7 protein-coding genes and 1 pseudogene are annotated in these 16,650 nt (G+C 61.1%); 2 read left to right on the top strand and 6 right to left on the bottom strand.

Annotated features, from left to right (window positions below; genetic code table 11):
- Positions 1–32: 32 nt before the first annotated feature.
- The 5 genes from ACFIMZ_RS10710 to ACFIMZ_RS10690 all read right to left on the bottom strand — a co-directional run bounded on the left by ACFIMZ_RS10710 (position 33) and on the right by ACFIMZ_RS10690 (position 9,965).
- The gene (locus tag ACFIMZ_RS10710; protein ID WP_431819501.1) at positions 33–2,684 is read right to left on the bottom strand and encodes a hypothetical protein; all 2,652 of its coding nucleotides are present in this window, start codon (positions 2,682–2,684) and stop codon (positions 33–35) included.
- Positions 2,685–3,208: 524 nt separating this feature from the next.
- The gene (locus ACFIMZ_RS10705) at positions 3,209–6,868 is read right to left on the bottom strand and encodes a hypothetical protein (protein ID WP_431819500.1); all 3,660 of its coding nucleotides are present in this window, start codon (positions 6,866–6,868) and stop codon (positions 3,209–3,211) included.
- A 338-nt stretch (positions 6,869–7,206) separates the two neighbouring features.
- Positions 7,207–8,073, bottom strand: coding sequence for a phage exclusion protein Lit family protein (locus ACFIMZ_RS10700; RefSeq protein ID WP_431819499.1), 867 nt, complete (start codon positions 8,071–8,073; stop codon positions 7,207–7,209).
- 106 nt (positions 8,074–8,179) lie between these two features.
- Complete coding sequence (locus tag ACFIMZ_RS10695; protein WP_431819498.1) at positions 8,180–9,145, bottom strand: hypothetical protein; 966 nt, start codon at positions 9,143–9,145, stop codon at positions 8,180–8,182.
- 166 nt (positions 9,146–9,311) lie between these two features.
- Positions 9,312–9,965, bottom strand: a complete 654-nt coding sequence (locus ACFIMZ_RS10690) for a hypothetical protein (protein ID WP_431819497.1) — start codon at positions 9,963–9,965, stop codon at positions 9,312–9,314.
- Positions 9,966–10,324: 359 nt separating this feature from the next.
- Between ACFIMZ_RS10690 and ACFIMZ_RS10685 the strand changes: the two are divergent.
- Positions 10,325–10,747 (top strand): annotated as a pseudogene (locus ACFIMZ_RS10685) (transcriptional regulator).
- Positions 10,748–11,033: 286 nt separating this feature from the next.
- The gene (locus tag ACFIMZ_RS10680) at positions 11,034–11,321 is read left to right on the top strand and encodes an H-NS family nucleoid-associated regulatory protein (protein WP_431819496.1); all 288 of its coding nucleotides are present in this window, start codon (positions 11,034–11,036) and stop codon (positions 11,319–11,321) included.
- Positions 11,322–11,443: 122 nt separating this feature from the next.
- Here ACFIMZ_RS10680 and ACFIMZ_RS10675 read toward each other — a convergent pair whose 3' ends face one another.
- Positions 11,444–16,573 carry an autotransporter outer membrane beta-barrel domain-containing protein gene (locus tag ACFIMZ_RS10675; RefSeq protein WP_431819495.1) on the bottom strand — a complete coding sequence of 1,710 codons (5,130 nt, stop codon included), beginning with the start codon at positions 16,571–16,573 and terminating at the stop codon, positions 11,444–11,446.
- Positions 16,574–16,650: the final 77 nt, after the last annotated feature.

The following is a 16,650-nucleotide window of genomic DNA, read 5'->3' as shown; positions in this document are numbered from 1 at the left end:
GCCGCCGACAACCTCGCAGGATGGCCTATTAATCAGCGATTCCCTAGCGGCCAAGGCGGCAATCGCTCGCGGAACGACCCGAGGGAGCGCGGCATCTGCTTCCGTTCTTCGTGCCGCGCCTTGTATTCGGCATCGGTCTTCAGACGCTCGGCGTGCGCCTTCGTCTTCTGTAGCCGAACCTCGGCGATGCGCCGTTTGACGTCAGCGTCGACCTCTCGGCGTCCCGCGAGTTCGAGCGCCCAGTTTCCGATCTCGATCGGTATGTCGGCCGCGCCGGCCAGTGGTGCGGTGTACAGCAGCGGCTCATTCATCACGTATATCACGCCCTGGCTCTTTTCGACCTGCATGGTCCGAGCCATGGCGAGCGCCAATTCCGCCATCTCCAAGCGGAAAGGCGTCGGATCGCCGTTGCTTAGCGTGTGCGGTGTCTGCGTCAGCCAAGTCTCGATGACCTTCGCAAGAGAGGACGAAACCAGTCCAGCCAGTCGCTCCCGCTGCGCGATGAGGAAGCGGAGAACGGGCGGCCAACGGCCGAAGACAATCGAGCGGTACTGCGCTTCCATGTACAAGCCGACCGCTGCGCTAAGTCCCATTCCGCCGCCGGTCGGCACCGTCGCGATATGGTGGAAGCGCAGAAGCAGCCGCGTTAAGTGCTTCGTGCCGTTGCCGAGCAGGAGGTCGACGCGTTCGGTCAGGAAGCGTTCGGCGTCGGGGTCCAAGCAAAGCGCATCAAGGAGGATATCGCTCGCCAACTCGTTCTTCGTGTCCTGCGCGGCCCCGAAGGCGAAGTCCCAGGCCGTGCCAGTTTCGGCCGGCTGTCGCAGAAGGAACTGGCCCAGCATCCGGAGCGCGTTCGTCCAGAGCGGATTGCCCGCCAGGGCAGCCCACTGCGGCGTGTCTGTCCAAATCTGCTTCAGAAACTGAAAGCGCGTCCAATCTGCCGCGAGATCGTGCTCGAACTCGATGCGGTTGGTCCGCTCGTTCAGGCGCAGCGGAAGCTCGTCCGGCCGCCGCGTGAACGTTGCCGTGTCCGCCGGCTCCAAGTCGGTCAGCGCGAAGCTGCGCTCGAACGATGCTTCTCGCTGGGCGAGGCGCATCATCAGCGCCTGCACATCGGCGCGGTCCTTCGTCCAGTACTTCCAGAGGCGGTCCGCGATGGCAGTGTGAGACGCTAGTCTGCCGGCGTTCGACCCCAGCGCCGCACCCGCTTTAATAACCCAAGCCAGTGTCCGCAGGTTCGTTAGCGCCGCGATGGTGTCGTCATGCGCGGCCAACCAGCCCAAGGTGGGCGACTGCAGAAGCGCCAGCTTCACAGTCTCGCTCTTGAGCGCCTCGACCTCGACGAGATGCGCTTTTCGCCCGCCGAGTATCATCTCTTCGCCTTCGGCCCAACTCTGCGTCTGCGTGACGATGACGACCCGCCACGCGCCCTCGGTCTCTTCGCCGTTATTCGACAGGATGGCTTGAAGCAATTGGCGGATGACGACGAACTCGCCGGCCTCGACGCGTTCCGCAGAGTCGATGACCAGCACGTTCTGCGGGTTCACCGTGGCGTTCAGCACCAGCGAAAGTTCGTGCGTCAGGGGAAGGGCGCTGCGGCGCGCCGCGCTGAGCGCCGTTTTCAGGGTTTCCGGACCGAACCACACCTGATTCCACGACGGGTACGCGCCGTCCAACACAGACTTGACCAGCGCCGACTTGCCCGAGCCCGACTCCCCGAAGACCGCCGTGACCGGGTGTTCCGCGACAGCTGCGTGGAGCGTTGCCTTCTCCTTTGTCCGTGGGACGGCGTAGCCAGACGGTAACTCCGTCTCTATTCGCGCCTTGTGGTCTGCAGTGATGTTGAAGAGCGTCTCCCAATCACGCTCGAAGTCCGGATGATAGCGGAGGCCGAACTGGCCCCGGAGCAAGGACAACAGGTCCGCGATGGTGATGGTCCCGCTGCGTATGCGCACATCCTTCGCGACGTTGACGAGGCTCTTCCAAAGAGCCTGCGCTTCGTCATCACAGCCAGACGCGAGCAAGCGACGGCATTGTGCGATGGCCTGGGTCTCGTTCTCGGAGTGCGCAAACTGCAAGTCGGTTGGCAGCACGTGCAGGCGGCGGATGAGTTCGATGGTCTCTTCGTCGGACGCGCCGCCGGGCTTCTGAACGCTGTCGAAGACGCGCGACTGCCTCGAGTTGCTGCGGATGCGACTCATTGCGAGCGCGGTATCCGCGCCGTTGCACGCGTTCTTCACTTCGCGCCACGCCGGGAAGAACGCCTGATGGGTGCCGAGCGTGACCAAGGCCAGTCCGTCGGCCGCGCGGTTGAATGGCCCCTGCGGGTCACGCCACTGTTCCCAAGCGCGCGTCACGAAGTCGGCGGGGAGGCCGGCCGCGTTTACCTGCAAGTTCCCCTTTGCCGAAGTCGCTAGCCGCCGCGGTGCGCCGGCCGCATGCGCCGTCAGAAGCAGGTCGTCGATGTGCCAGCCCAAGGTCGAGACTTGGGCTTGGACCTGCGTGACGACGCCGCCGATACCCGGTGCCTGCTCACCTGACAGGGCCTTCACCAACTGCCAGGCGCTTATCAGGTCCTCGAACTCGAACCCGGCGCCGCTGGTCGACCTCAGCGTCGCGGGCGCTTGTTTCGCGCTGCCGCCGCGAGGTGCTTTCGGCTTCGACGTGTTCTTAGACAGCGCCATTAGCTTCCGAATGCTTGTAGCTCTGGATAATTGCCATATTTATCGGCGAGAAGTAGGGGGCAGGCTCCTCGCGGCCTTATGGTGGGCTTGAGGCGCGTCGTAGGTCCCCGATTGCAAGTTCAGCACCACCGAGTTGCACACAACAAAGTGTACTGCCGAGGAGGGGCCGAAGCCACCGCGCCTGCAGTCAAAACCTGGGGTGCGCACCCGGAACAGACCTCCGGAACGTCTCCAAAAGATGGGAAGCAGTCGTTCGTGATCGCCCGCTTCCGACCCAAAGCGGGAGCCCGATTCGGATGACCGCTGAGCCGCGATTGCGGTCAGTCTTCGCAGGCAGACGTGCTCAAGCTGACTGGCGCGAAACTGTCGTTGGTTCCGGCGAGCGTGCCGGCCGGAGTCACAGTTATGAGTGACACTGCGGTCGTATGCGCTGAGCGGCTGCCGGAAGATGAGATCGAATATTAGTTCCCACGCCAGTGAGGTAACAGTCAGTCGGCCAGAGAGTGTGCCGTCTGTGTGGTCGACTAAGTCGTTGGAGTGGCCTCCCCAGCCGATGGAGGTCGCGAGACCTTAAGGTCAACAATCAAGAACACCACCGCGACCTCCCGGTGGTCGACACGGTAGGTCGCGATATACCCACTTGTCTCGTAATCGGGAGGCCCCAGAAATTCGCAGCCGAGGTACGTGAGACCGGGAGGAACCTCGTGTTCGAGCATTTGTTCGACATACTCGAGGAGAGGATTGAGCTCCTTCGCGTACGAGTAAGTGACGTGGAAATAGAGGTCACAGACGCCGTATGACAACAGCTTGTCGAAATGCTTCTTGATATTGGTCCGGTCAAGCCAGGAGCAGACGAGCGCCTCATAGATGGATATCTCCTGACCAGATACTCGGATAACGGCGTCCCGTTCGCCGGGATTGCCGTTTCCAGTTGCGCCACCGAGCGACTGGTCAGCCACATCCCACTTGGCCACTGCGAGCGAAGCTCCCAGCACCTCTCGCACAGCGGTGTTGAGGTCGTCCTCGAACCTTGCCTCGTCCTCTGGATTTTTCCGGTCACGCAGCATCGCCGCCATGTGTTGAAGCGCGGCAACGGCACGTGAGACTTGCCGTGTGAGATAACCTCGAACTCCGCGGCCGGGGGGGCCGAGCACGTCACCAAGCTGGGAAGGCGGAAGCTCGGTCAACTGCTGCAAGGCGGCGCGGATGGATGAAATCGAGTCGATTACAACCGATGCCGAAGCGACGCTGGACGTAGCGTCACCAGCTTGGAGGTCGTTCTTGAGCGCAAGAAGCCGGTCGTCAGCGCCGAACTCAGTGATGGCTGCGTCCAATATCGCCATCGCCTCGCCACGGAGCCCCATCATGGACTTTGCAAGCACGGTGATAAGTTCGAGGTCTGAGCTTCGCGTCTTCCGACGACGCGCGGCCACGCTCTCCAATGCATCCTCAGGCCTTTGCAACGCCAGCAAGAGCAACGCACGGTTGGCGAGCAAGTTGCTGCGGGCTAACTTCTCGTCCGCAGCGACCACAGCATTGATTTCCGCAAGCAGGTCCTCGCCGGTCACCTTTTCCTCACCGGTCAACGGGTGAAGGGTTGGCCCCAGAAGCTGCTGGATGGCAATTGCAAAGACATTTTCCTTGTATGCAGAGGCCGCACCGGGACGCGCTGCAAGGCGTTGCAGCACGACTCGAGCACCTGCGAGATTACCGTTCGGGCGCAGCAGTTGGGAGGTAGCCCTGTAGAATTCCAGTTGGTCTTGTGCTTGTTGCATGGTGGCCGCATCCAGTGCCGATGGGACGACGGTCCCATCGAGTGCAGTCCAGTTGTTCTCTTTCGCAAGCAGCTGAAGTCCGAGACCAAAAAAGCTAAGCCGGAACTGCGATGGCGCGCGGTCCAACTCCTGCTGGGCTGCATCCAGGTGCTCGCGGGCAAGCCCGTATTCGCCAGCGACCAATAAGGACTCGATGCGGTGCTGCAGTTCGGGCCAGGTCCAAGGCGTTGAAGCCTCTCCCGGCTTCAGTTGCCGCAACCTCGCTTGGATGCCGGGCTTCGCCGCCGCAGGCAGGCGCTGGCAAAGCTCAGCGAGTAGCACCGGGTCATCTGACTGAGCAAGCACCTGCAGCATCGCTTCCTGACGACTGCCATCCAGCCGACGCCATGCGGCTGCGAGGTCTTCTGCCGGCGAGACCTCGTCACGTCCAAGAAAGCGGCTTGCGCTGTACCTGTCCGTGAGGGCTCCGATGCGCCCTTTCTCTGCATGTTCAATGACGCTGCGCGAGATGAGCGCTTGCAAAGCGTCGCAAAGCTCGGTCGGCACGTCTCCGTCCGGCCAACCGGCCACGGCACGTGCGAGCATCCGCACATGCTCTCTCAGGGTTCGAGCAATGGAAGAGAGCAGGGACGGCCTCTCATCGGCTGGAGTCTCTCGCAGTAATTGCACGCTATCGAACGGGACTAGCAGCGCATCTCGGTCGGACGCGGCTTGTGCGAATGCAGTCGCGACAAGTCGAGCGGCCAGTTCTGCGGACAAGCTCGACGCGTCGGTCCTTTCCAAGTGCAGGTCGCGCGCAAACTTTGAATACAGTGCGACGATTGGAAAAGCATCAGCACTAGGCGCGTTCGAAAGGCAGTCCAGTCCATCGAGCACTCCCGCAAAGCACGCCCGGGGCACGTTGCCCTCGTAGGCCGCCTGGTCTACTAGGTGTTGCAGCACCGCAGACTGAAGTTCTTCTTTTTTCTTTCCGACCATCCCGAGAAGCTGTCGTCCGACGGTCCTCCTCGAATCTGCAATTGCCCTCCTACCGCCAACGTCGCCGTCATAGCACCAAGTAACCAAAGACGCGCATTCCTCGAGGTCAAGTGTGCCCTCATCCAGGTGATAAGCCAGGAGCGACAGCGCGTCTTGGACCACAAACTCTTTGGTCTGGGCTTCACGGCTCAAATTGCGATCACTATCCCACCTTGACTCCGGCCGCCACTCGATGGCCAACTTGGCAGCCAAGCAGGCAGAGCGCTGGTGCATCAACATGTCCACCAACAGCGCTGGCACGGCTTCGACTCGGAACAGGAATTGCTGCAACGCCATCGGATGATCGGCTGCGAACGATATGACCGTCGCCGCTTCGACCGTGATGCTCGGCCCAATGCCGGTCTTCTCAAGCTCGGAGCAAAGCAGGCCAAATGCAAAGCTGACCGTGCTAGCGCCGAGCCGTTCCATCATGAGGTGTTCAACCTCGGGCCATTTTAGCCAGTCGACCCGAGACACAAGTGTCCGCGGCGGTGCCTTCCTCGGAGTCCTGCCATACCGCAGTCCCTCCTGCGGAATCGCAAACGTTTTTTCGAGCACGTCAACGTAGCGCGCGGCATCGTTGTCCCAGGCGCCCCAAAGTGCCTGGCGGTGCAAGGCTCGATGTGCCGCCTCACGGCAGTACCGCATCTCAGTGGGCCCCCAGCCAATGTCCCATCTACAGGCACCTCCGAGGACGCCACACCACGCAGACCACTCCAAGAAGGCTCTGTCGACAGCCCCGGCCTCAGCCTCTAGAAATGCCGACGGACCACTAGCCTCATTCACTACAGTAGACACTGCCTGCATTGCGTCGCCGCTATTATCCGTGGCGCGAGGCTGCGGCTTCGGGCACAGCCGCTCCCACAGCCTGCCTGCAAGCCAGTCCGGATCTCTGGTAGGAATGTGCTGATCGAGCCAACCTTCGACCAATATTCTGGCTGCAAGCGCTTGAGCATTTGGAGGCGGCGTGTCAGTCTTCGCGACGAGTCGAGCCTTGCCGAGCCCCGTCAGAAAGATCTTCGTGCTCGGGCTCGGGTAGGTGATGTGCGAGAACGTGCCTGAAGGCGTGCTCTGCACAATCCAGCGGCCGCCGTCAAAGAACACCCAGCCTAAACGCACGAGGTCGTCGAACGTCGGGCCGCCGTCTGCAATGCGCTGCTCCGATTCGTCCCAGATCTTGGCAAGGTCCTCTGCGCCGCCCGGATACTCCAATCGGTAGTGTTGGCACAGGTCGAGGAGGCTCAGCTCGTCGACCATTTCGTCTAGTCCGAGGATGGGACGCGGGTGACGCGACCGCGACAACCAGCGCTCGAACATCTGCCTCAGATCGAGGCGCACCTTCAGTGGCGCCCACATGCCTTCCAGCGGGCGCACCTCTTCGAATCCGGCCAAGATTTCCCTCTCTAGTGTCCCTGCCACGCATGTTACTCCACGAAGCCGCCATATCACGACAAGTGGCGCAGCCCACCGCAAGCCGTGAGAGCCGAAAAAGAAGCTAATCCCACCTTCGCTGGACTTCTCGATTGCACTGGGAGCGCCATGTGGTTGGATAACCATTGGTCTCGGGCGTAGCCGCCTAAGCGTAGCGAACGTCCGGGAGGCCCCGGCCTTACTTGGACCGTAGTTTTGAGATCAAGCTGAGGGTTGGGATTGAGGCGTTCTTTCCAGCTTCATACACCGTTCGTTTCGTTGCCTCGGGCAATGCCGTTGGTAGCGCTACATGATCTCATTCATTGTTTGAATACCAAGTTTGGGGCTGTCGGCCAAATCCTCTGTAGAGCAGAGAAGGCAAGTGCAGCGATGCAGGCTGCCATGTCTAGGTGGTCGCCATTGATCTGCTGATGGACCGCGTCAAGACGTGACTGTATTGAGGGGTGGGAGTTGGATTGTTCCCAATTCGGATGGCCTAGAACGACGAGAGAAAATATCGCGAAGTAGATGCCGATGCTGCGCTTCTGATACACAAGGTCCGGATTTGAACCATTTTCGACCGCGTATCTATTCGCGTCGCTCATCAAGAATGTCGTCGCGAATAGATCGCACGAATGTTCTTCGTTTCTGGCAGGGTCGCCGATGCCTTCTAGGCCGGACGATGTTCCTTCCTGTTGGTGCTGTAGATGCCGAACTTCGTGGAGCATGGCCCAGCCAGTCGCAAACATTGCGAATTCCGCAGCGGCGCGTAGTTGTGGTTCCGCATCTTTGTCGGGCAGTTGGCCGGGCTGAGGTAAGCCGGTCAGTGGTACCGACTCCGGGTCGTTTGAGTCGCGTACATCCAATGCGATTTTTAGTAGCTCCTTGAGGCGGTCATCGGTCTTGACTTCACCCTCCATCAGTTCGGCATGCGTGCATGCATACGCCTCCCACGCTGCGAATGCGCTGACCCATACGACTCTCAAGGCGCGGTGATTGAAGTGTACGTAACGGTATGCTCCGCCCTGCATCATCGGAGATTCGCCGTCTCCAAGGAGACAGAATTGCAACTGGAGGCTATCCCATAGCCCCAGCAGTTCGTGTGCGCGTTCGGGAACGATGCCTAGGAACAGGCTCTTCACAGACCGTTGAATCTCGTCATCAGTTCTTTTCTCTTCCTGCATCATAGGTTCCTCTTGTTGTCGATCGTTGGAGTTTTGCGTGAGCTGGCGGGTCGGTTTGATGCACTTTACCTTGGCCCAGCCTGGCGACGATGAGCCACCTTCCGGTGTTTTACCGCCCCCGCTTGGCGTCCCGTTTGAGTGCAGCCTTCAACAGTCTCGCTATTGGGCGGAGCAGGTCGGCGCTTTGATACCATCGCCGCCGAGTTTCCGTACTTGCTGGCTCGATAGAGGATGCGGGATCTGAAGCAGGTGTTCCCGCGGTTACCAGCAAAGTGCGAGCTGCGGCTTCGAGACCCAAGGGCGCGAAGGCTTTCGGAATCCAATCTAGTGCCCGTAGGACTGCCTCCTGAGTAAGCGGTAATTCGGCAGCGTGTTTGTGCTGTTGGAGAAATACATAGCCCGCCATGAGCAATGTAAATCTGTCGGAGGGCTTGGGGTAGTTGGAGGGAGTTACGTGTCCCGGGGTACCTGGCCCGAAGATGAGGCAGAGCAGCACGAAGGCGAGTATCACCAGATCGGGCCTGTGCGTTTGATCGGTGGTGTCCAGGAGTGCTTTGCGGCGAAGGTCGTCGCGTTGAAGCCAAGCGGCTACCATGCCGCCCGCGCGAAAGTCCGAATTGGATTCTTGATGCGCATCGCTCGGCAAGGCGACATGCCCACTGAACGCATGATTGAGTTCATGACCGAAGGCAGCCATGCTCGCTACCATCGCGCAGGCAAGTGGCCACGACGCCGTATGCGCGTATGGCGCATGTTGAAGATCGAGCGCTTGGGTCATGTCCCGCATCCGGTGGAGCAAACTCATCGGCGTGGTTATCCGGAAATAGTCTGGCGAACTCCCTGTAGCCTGCGGACTCAACGTGGTTTCCGGTGTCAGTTGAACGAGTATCTTGTCCTTGTCCTTCGGTCGGATATTCACCTGTGCCAGCGCAGTTAGCCGCGCGTGGAGGCTGTCAATTTCCAGAAAATACGCGGACAGTACGTTCCTGTCGGCCTCATCGTTGACGCCGACATCAAGGAAGTACTGGTTTGCTGCCGCAAGGACAGATTCGCTTCTCTGCTTTTTCAGCCCCATGTGGACTTTCCCCCTTGGAATAACGAGTGTTTCGAGGAAGCCATATGAAGCCCATGGTGTCCTCGGTGATGTGTTTGCTGATGCGTAATCAGACGCGCTACGAAGCAGCACTGCGCGCAAGCGTCACATTGGCGTTGCCGCAACCATAACGACTATGCGCCGCCACTCATCCCATTAGACGCAAGACTGACGCCCAGTGCGCGCCGTAAAACTCCATGTTGATGATGATGGCTTCCGGTGTCTCAATGACCTGGTATGCGAAGATCTCTAGGTGCGATCCAAGCTTGGGTAGCTGCTCGAAATTCTGGGCAGTCGATGCTCGGACTGTGCTTACTGACGATGCAAGGTCGGGGGCGACTTCAGGATCGATGGGGATGAATAACGGACAGGCATACAGGTTGCCGAGGAGCTTGCGTCGACCGCCGTGATGATGGAAATAGAGCGCACGGGCGATCTTTTGCAAGCCTGTGCTCAGGAGCTCGAAGTCGATCTTGAATGGGTCGTCTATCACCAGCACATCGCGATCCCACCGGAACCCGTAGCGGTGCAGGCTGCCGCTGCGCTTCAGCGCAAGCCGAACGGCACTCCTGGCTGCACTGCGCTTGATCGCATTGGGGATGTCCGAGGCGATCGCTCCCAATAGAAATTTCAGGTATTCGTCCGCCTTTGAGTTGGCGTTGTTGTGCGTCACGCACGACGGTACCGTCATCAATCTCGACCAATCGGCGCCCTTCGGGAACAAGCATTTGGGCGGCACATGTTCCCGCCCAGTCGCTTCGGCGTCACAGTGATAGCAGGTCGTCGTCTCAAAATATGCCATGGCGTGCTTCTGATCGAGTCAACCGGGCGGATGCAGACACGGCGTGGAAGCGGACCCACGCGTCGACCGCAGCAGCAGTTTTCGAAGTACTTATCCAGCAGATTTATAACTCAAGACACTTGGCGAGCGTGGAGTTTTTTGACGCTTCGAGAGGTTTATTCTGTCGAACCTACGTGAGTGGTGGCGGTCCTGGGCATCGTCACCGGTCTCGTCGGATGGGCTACAACGCGTTGCCTTGAAGCCGACCTCATTTATCATGTGGCCTTCTTGATTGCTGGCAGATACTGGCTTCGTTGCGACAAATCCTATCGCTTCGATAAATGTCTGGTGACTAACTCAAAGAATTTGCATCTCTACCCATGCCGACTTCTGAAGAGAGGGCGGCATTCGCCGACCGTCTTAAATTTGCACTTGCGCGCAGCCTGAGAAGATCTGTTGGCGCGACGGCATTGGCCTTGCAGTTCAATTGCCGCTACTGGGGCGACAGGCCGATCACACCTCAAACCGCGCACTAGTGGCTAACGGGACGTACGATTCCGACCGAGGCGAAGCTACGTGTACTCGCAGATTGGTTGCAGGTCGATCTGCATTGGCTGCATTACGGACCTTCACCAGCGGCGCTTGTCCGGAACAGTACGCTTCCGCGGAGTGGTGAAAGTGCACATCCGCCGACGGTTGAGGCGTTGGCGTTGGCCGCCAAGATTGAGGCGCTTCCCCCGCACCAGCGATACCTGATCGAGGAGTTGGTCGCTCAGTTCGATAGCCGCTTTATTGCGCGATGAAGTCTGATGGGGAGAGGGTGCGGGCTGACAAAATGAATGTCGGGATTTTTTCGGATTTATACCAATATATTTGTGAGATTGTTTCGATTGGGTCAGTGCGAAAGGGATGTGGGGGGGAATGGCTTGCGAGATGGAAGTGTTGGTGTTGAGAATTGAATTTGTGTCCGCAATTTTTATTGATGTTAACTACAATGATGAGCGCGTCGTCCGCGTTATCGGCGCTATCAAATATTCAACCTACTAACGCGTGATCGATAGGCTGAGCTTTTCTCTTGGAGACTGATTGATGGCTACGTACAAGGAACTGTTGGCGAAAAAGGCTCAAATCGAGGAGCAGCTCGAAGTGGCTCGGCAAGCCGAAGTTGGCGCCGCGATCGCGACGATTCAGGAACTGATGGCGCAGTACGGATTGACTCCCGATGACATCGCGCCGCGTCGGCGTCGCGCCAGTGCTCGCCGTTCGGTGGAGGCGAAGTACATGGATCCGAAGACCGGAAAGACGTGGTCGGGGCGCGGCAGGGCACCTGCATGGCTGGGCAAGAACCGCGAGCGCTTCCGTATCAAGGCAGAGTAGCGGCTTCGCACCGCTCGCCATCAGCGTGGCGGCGCGACGACACTCGGCGATCGTTGGCACGGCGCTTCCCGCCGGAAGCGCCAGCGACATGCCAAGATGACTGCCCCGGCTTCCTGGTTTAGCTAAAACGCCACTTTCAACTGGACCTGTCCACTGAGGCTGGTGAAGCGCGAGCCATCGATGCTGTGCTCCACGCCGAGGCGAGCGTTGATCGAGACGTTCTTGCGCAACTGACCTTCGACACCCGTCTGCAAGCGCAGGGTCGTGCCGGGCAGGTCGTTGCTGAAACCGACATCACCCTGGGTGGGCGTACTGAAGCGGGTACGGGTGCGATTGCCCATCCGCTGCAGCAGGTCGGTGCTTACCCAGGCCGACCCTGGTGCCTGGCTGGACCACTGCAGGTCCTTGCTCAGGCGCGCGCCCAGGCGCAGCAGCGCGGTATCGATACTGGGGAACATGACCCGACTGGCGGCATCCGAGGCATCGCGCAGGTTCAGGTGCTGGTACACCATCTGGGCCTGTGGTTGCAGGTACAGACCGGGCGCCAGATCGTAGCGGCGTCCCGCCTCGAGCGAGGCGGCGATGCCGTACCCGCCCGTGGATAGCGTCATGCCCTCATTGGAGCGGCTGTTCGCGTCGTAGTAGGTACCTTGGACGACCGCATCGAGGTAGCTGCCATGCCCGTCCAGCCAAGTGCCGTAGAGGCCGACACTGTAGCCGGTGAAGTCGTTGTTGCCGGCACGTGTGTTGGAGCCGGCGGCATCGACGTGATCGGCCCAGCCGTGGCTATGGCCAATGGCGCCGTAGACGCCGGCGAGGGTCGAGGCATCGCCATGCTTCGCGCCATACAGGTCGCCGCCGATTTGCAGCGCGGCGATATTCGCGTCGCTGCGCACGTTGTGATCTTGCAACCCATGATCGGCGCCGCTGCTGCTATCGCTCCGACCGACGACACGCATCCACACGCGCTGGTCGTCTCCAGGTTCGAGGTCCGCCTGGGCGCCACGGCGCTCATGGAAACTTCCCAGGAGGGTATCGCCGTAGCGCACGGCCTGGGTCTGCAACGCGCTGTAGAGGGACGTTTCCGGACGATAGTTCTGCCCGTTCGCAAGGCCACTGACCAGGAACCAGTCTTCCGGTGCGCCGTTGCCGCCGCGCTGCAGGTTGTAGCGGTAGGGGCCGGCCAATACCGGGCTACCCAGCTCGAAGGCGCTGGCCTCGGTGGTGCCGCCATGGGTGGTGATCACGACTGGAATGCCGTTGCCCGTGGTTTGATCGCCCAGGCCGCCTGCGTTGTGGATCTGCAGGACCGACAGGCCCGTAGCGCTTCCGCCGTCGATGACCACCCGATCGGTGATCGAGCCGCTGTCGCCCAGTACCGTGTACAGGCCGATGCTGCCGCCCAGCCCATGCAGGTTGTTGACCGTCAGCGTGCGCCCCTGGGTCATGGGTTGCGGCGGGGCGACAAAGCCGATCGTGCCGGCGTTGGTCAACTGCTGGATGGTCGAATCCGCCGTGATGGTCCAGGTGCTGGCGGCATCCACGCCGACGTCCAGCGGATCGATGCTGCCAGTGAGCACCGCGCCGTTGCGCAACAGCAGCGCGCTGCCCGGTTGCCCGATGACGTTGCTCAGCAGCCGCGCTCCGCCGTCGCTACCATCGAGGACCAGTTGGCCGGCTTGCACGTGAGTGTTGCCGCGGTACAGCGTCTTGCCGCTCAGCGTCAGTGTCCCCGCGCCGGTCTTGGTCAGCCCGCCGGTACCGGCGATGCTGCCGCTGAACGTGGTGCTGTCCGCCACCGTGGTGTTGTTCGCGGTCAGTTCGGCGTTGCCCAAGGTCAGTGTCCCGGAGCCGGCCAGGCGGTTTGCGACCTGCGCGTAACCGTTGAGGTCGAGCGTCCCGCCCGCGTTGACCACCACGTCGCTGCTCTGAGCGAAGACATTGGCTGCGCCAGCACGCAGCACGCCGCTGTTGACGGTCGTGCTGCCGCTGTAAGTGTTCTCCGCGCTGGAAAGGACCAGCAGGCCATCGCCGGCCTTGGTCAGGCTCTTGCCATCCCATCCACTGGAGAACGGGCCAAGCTGATTGGTCAACGCCAGATCGACATCAAAGGCTGTGTTTTGCTCCAGGGTGAATGTGCCAGTACCGAGCGCCTGACCGCCTTGGGTCCAGGCCAGACGGAAACCGAGGTTGTAGTCCTTGCCATCGGCGGAGACAGCGCCCGTCGCAGGCAAATAATCCGGGCCGAGATGGCCCAGCGGGTTGTTGACGAAGTTGCCAGTGATGCCGTTGGCGGTGTGCAGCACCGTATAGGTTGGCCCCTGGATCGCACTGGCGGTGGCGATGTCGAAGCCGCGCACGGTGAGGGTGCCGTCCAGGTTGGCCGCTTGCGCGGTGATGTCAGGGGACGCGCCGAGCGTGATGGCCAGGTTGGCGCCGGCGGCCTGGGTGAATGTTCCACCCACCACCAACGTCGTCGCCTGCTCGCCGATATCGGTACTGGCGCCTGCCTGGGTGATGAAATCGCCCGCGGTCGTGAACGCGCCAGCATGCGCGAAGCGCAGCGTACCCTGGCGCACCTCCGCGCCCCCGACCTGCGATCCCGCACCGGCAAGCGTCAGCGTTCCGGTGCCGGTCTTGGCCAGGCCGCCCGTGCCGGTGATGGTGCCCGCGAAGTCGCTGTTCTCGGCGCTGGAGGCGTTGTTGGCGGTCAGCGTGCCGCTACCGAGACGCACGCTGCCATTCCCAGACAACTGGTTGGCGACTTGGTCATAGCCATGGAGGTCCAAGGTGCCGGCACCCTTGACGATCACGCTGCCACTCAGCGCGAACACGTTGGCTGCGCCGGCCTGCAGGACGCCGTCGCTGATGGTCGTGCTGCCGGTATAGCTGTTGGCGCCGGCCAGTACCAGCGTGCCCAGGTCGGTTTTTTCGATGCCGCCCGCACCACGCAGCACGGAAGTTAGGGTGGCACTGAAGCCTGCGCCGGCCGCCGTACCGTCACCCACGCGAATGATGTTGTTGCTGGTGGATAAGGTGATCGGGTCGCCTTGGATGCGATAGCCATTGGCGGCGAACTGCATACCGGAAGAGACAATGTCGCCGCGGCTGTTGTCTACCGTGACCGTACCCGGCGCCCCGGTGAAGGTCGCGAAGCTGCCATTGACGTAGGCATCGTTGACCGTACCAGTCGCCTCCGTCCAATTGTTGTTGCCGCGGGGGCCTTGCCAGGTGCCATGGCCACCGTCGACCACGCCATTGAACTTCGGCCCTGCGTCGCCATCCCAGAACGCCAAGTTCAGACCCGCGCGATTGACCAGGTTGACCTGACCCGGGATCGTCGTCAGCAGGGTGTTGTCGCTGCCTGCGGGCATGCTGCCCAGCGCGAGGCCATGGTCGGTCAGGGTGCCACCGTAGTTGAACAGCCGGTAGACGCCTGGGCCATAAGTTCCGCCTGGCGCGGTCGACACATTGAGGGTGCCGTCCAGCGTGAGGTTGCCATTGACCACGGTCAGATCATTCAGCGTGCCGCCTGCCGTGCTGGCCTGACCGAGCCGGTAGTTCAACACCGAGCTGCTGGTCAGCGTGAGGTTGCCGTTGATGCTCAAGGTACCAGGGCTTGCGGCGCCGCCCGGGGCGAGCGTACCCGTGTTCACCACGTCGCCGACAAGGGTGCCACTGCCGGCAAGCGTCGCACCCGGTTGTACGTTGGTGACGGGCGTTGTGAGGTTGCCGTCGACGCGCAACGTGCCGCTGGTGAGGGTGGCGCTGGTGGCGAAGCCGCCGTTGCCGGTCAAGGTCCAGTCATTACCCTGCATCGACAAGCTTTGCAGGTTGCGGAACTTGGACGCATCCTCAACGTTGCTGCCCAGCAAAGTCAGTTGGTTGACCCCGGGTCCACCCAGCACATTGCCGTTGAGCACCGAACCGGTATCGAGGGTCAGCGAATTGGTGAAGGGCCCAACTTGGTCAAACACGATGGCATTGCCACCGCTTCCGGTGATGACGCCCGCGTTGAAGACGGTGCCATTCGCACCGTTCAAGGCGATGCCAGTCTGGCCAGCGATGGTACCGGCGTTGGTGATGCTGATCGGTCCGGCGTCCGAGGCGATCGATGCCGCACCGCTGTAGATGCCGTAGACCGTGCCATGAATGTTCCCGCCCGCTTCGTTGTTGACGAAGCCGCCGAAGGCCTGAGAGACGGCACCAAAGTAAACGCCCGCTCCGGAGCCTGCTTCATTGCCGTTGCCGGCGACGAAACTGGCACCGTCGCCGCTGATCGTCCCTGCGTTTACGAGCACGTTGTTCGAGTTGGCCCGGCTGCGCACATAAGCAACCCCGCCCGCGCCGCGCATGTCGCCTCCGGCCAGGTTGGTGATCGGGCCACCGCCGTAGGACCAGACGCCTGCGCCTGTTCCGCCGGCCACGGTCCCCGCATTGATGACGTGAAGATCGGTGTAAATATCGGTCCCGGCGATACCGAAGCGCGGCCCCTGGATGAGTCCGCCGGCGTCGTTCGAGATGGTGTTGGTTGCGTGCAGTACCGAGATGCCGACACCCGTGGGCAAGGTGCCGACAATCTGTCCGCTGGCCAGGTTGACGAGGGTATTGGACACCGACGTATTCGCACTGGCGGACAGGTAAGCTCCTGCATAACCACCCAGCACCTTGCCGCTGTTGACGATGTCAGCCCCGTTGCCGCTGTTTGGCAAGGAGAAGCCCAGTCCGTAATAGTTGCCCTCGATCGTGCCAGCGTTGTTCAGCTGAAATTCCCCGACACCGCCGATGGCCGTATAGCCCTGAATCGTGGCGCCCGACGCATTGGTGACGCTAAGCCCGGCAGCACCGTAAATGCCTTGGCTAACGCCGTTGATCACATGTTCGTTGATGACGCTTGCGGGGCCGTTAAGCCGGATGGCTACATCGTTGGGCGACTGAATCGTTCCACGATTGGTGATGGCCCAGGTGTCGCCTGGCTTGCCGACCATGCCCTGACCGCTACCTGGGGCGATGGTTACGCCGGTTTCGATTAGCACCGTCGTGCCCGGTTTGGTCAGGTTTACCGTGTTCGTCTGGTTGCTGTCGATCGTCTGGTCGTAGACCTGGGCTGTTGCAACGCCAGGGACAAACAGGGTCGCCAGTGCCAGGCGCACTGCTATATGAATTGTCCGTAGTCCTACATGAATCGATCCGGCCGGCACGCCGAAAAGTGATGCCGGCGCAACAATCTGGCTGCCAATCCAGTTGCGCATGATGATCCCTCAGTGTGGAAGACAAATCCGATCGTCCCGTCGAACCAAGATCAGAAACCAACCGGCACACACGGTTT

Source organism: Burkholderia sp. F1 (genome assembly GCF_050813845.1).
Taxonomy (GTDB): Bacteria; Pseudomonadota; Gammaproteobacteria; order Burkholderiales; family Burkholderiaceae; genus Burkholderia; species Burkholderia ubonensis.
This window is presented reverse-complemented; position numbering and strand designations above follow the sequence as displayed.

Coding starts and splice junctions, on each gene's coding strand:
- ACFIMZ_RS10710 (WP_431819501.1), bottom strand. CDS start 2,684: ATGGCGCTGTCTAAGAACACGTCGAAGCCGAAAGCACCTCGCGGCGGC.
- ACFIMZ_RS10700 (WP_431819499.1), bottom strand. CDS start 8,073: ATGATGCAGGAAGAGAAAAGAACTGATGACGAGATTCAACGGTCTGTG.
- ACFIMZ_RS10695 (WP_431819498.1), bottom strand. CDS start 9,145: ATGGGGCTGAAAAAGCAGAGAAGCGAATCTGTCCTTGCGGCAGCAAAC.
- ACFIMZ_RS10690 (WP_431819497.1), bottom strand. CDS start 9,965: ATGGCATATTTTGAGACGACGACCTGCTATCACTGTGACGCCGAAGCG.
- ACFIMZ_RS10680 (WP_431819496.1), top strand. CDS start 11,034: ATGGCTACGTACAAGGAACTGTTGGCGAAAAAGGCTCAAATCGAGGAG.
- ACFIMZ_RS10675 (WP_431819495.1), bottom strand. CDS start 16,573: ATGCGCAACTGGATTGGCAGCCAGATTGTTGCGCCGGCATCACTTTTC.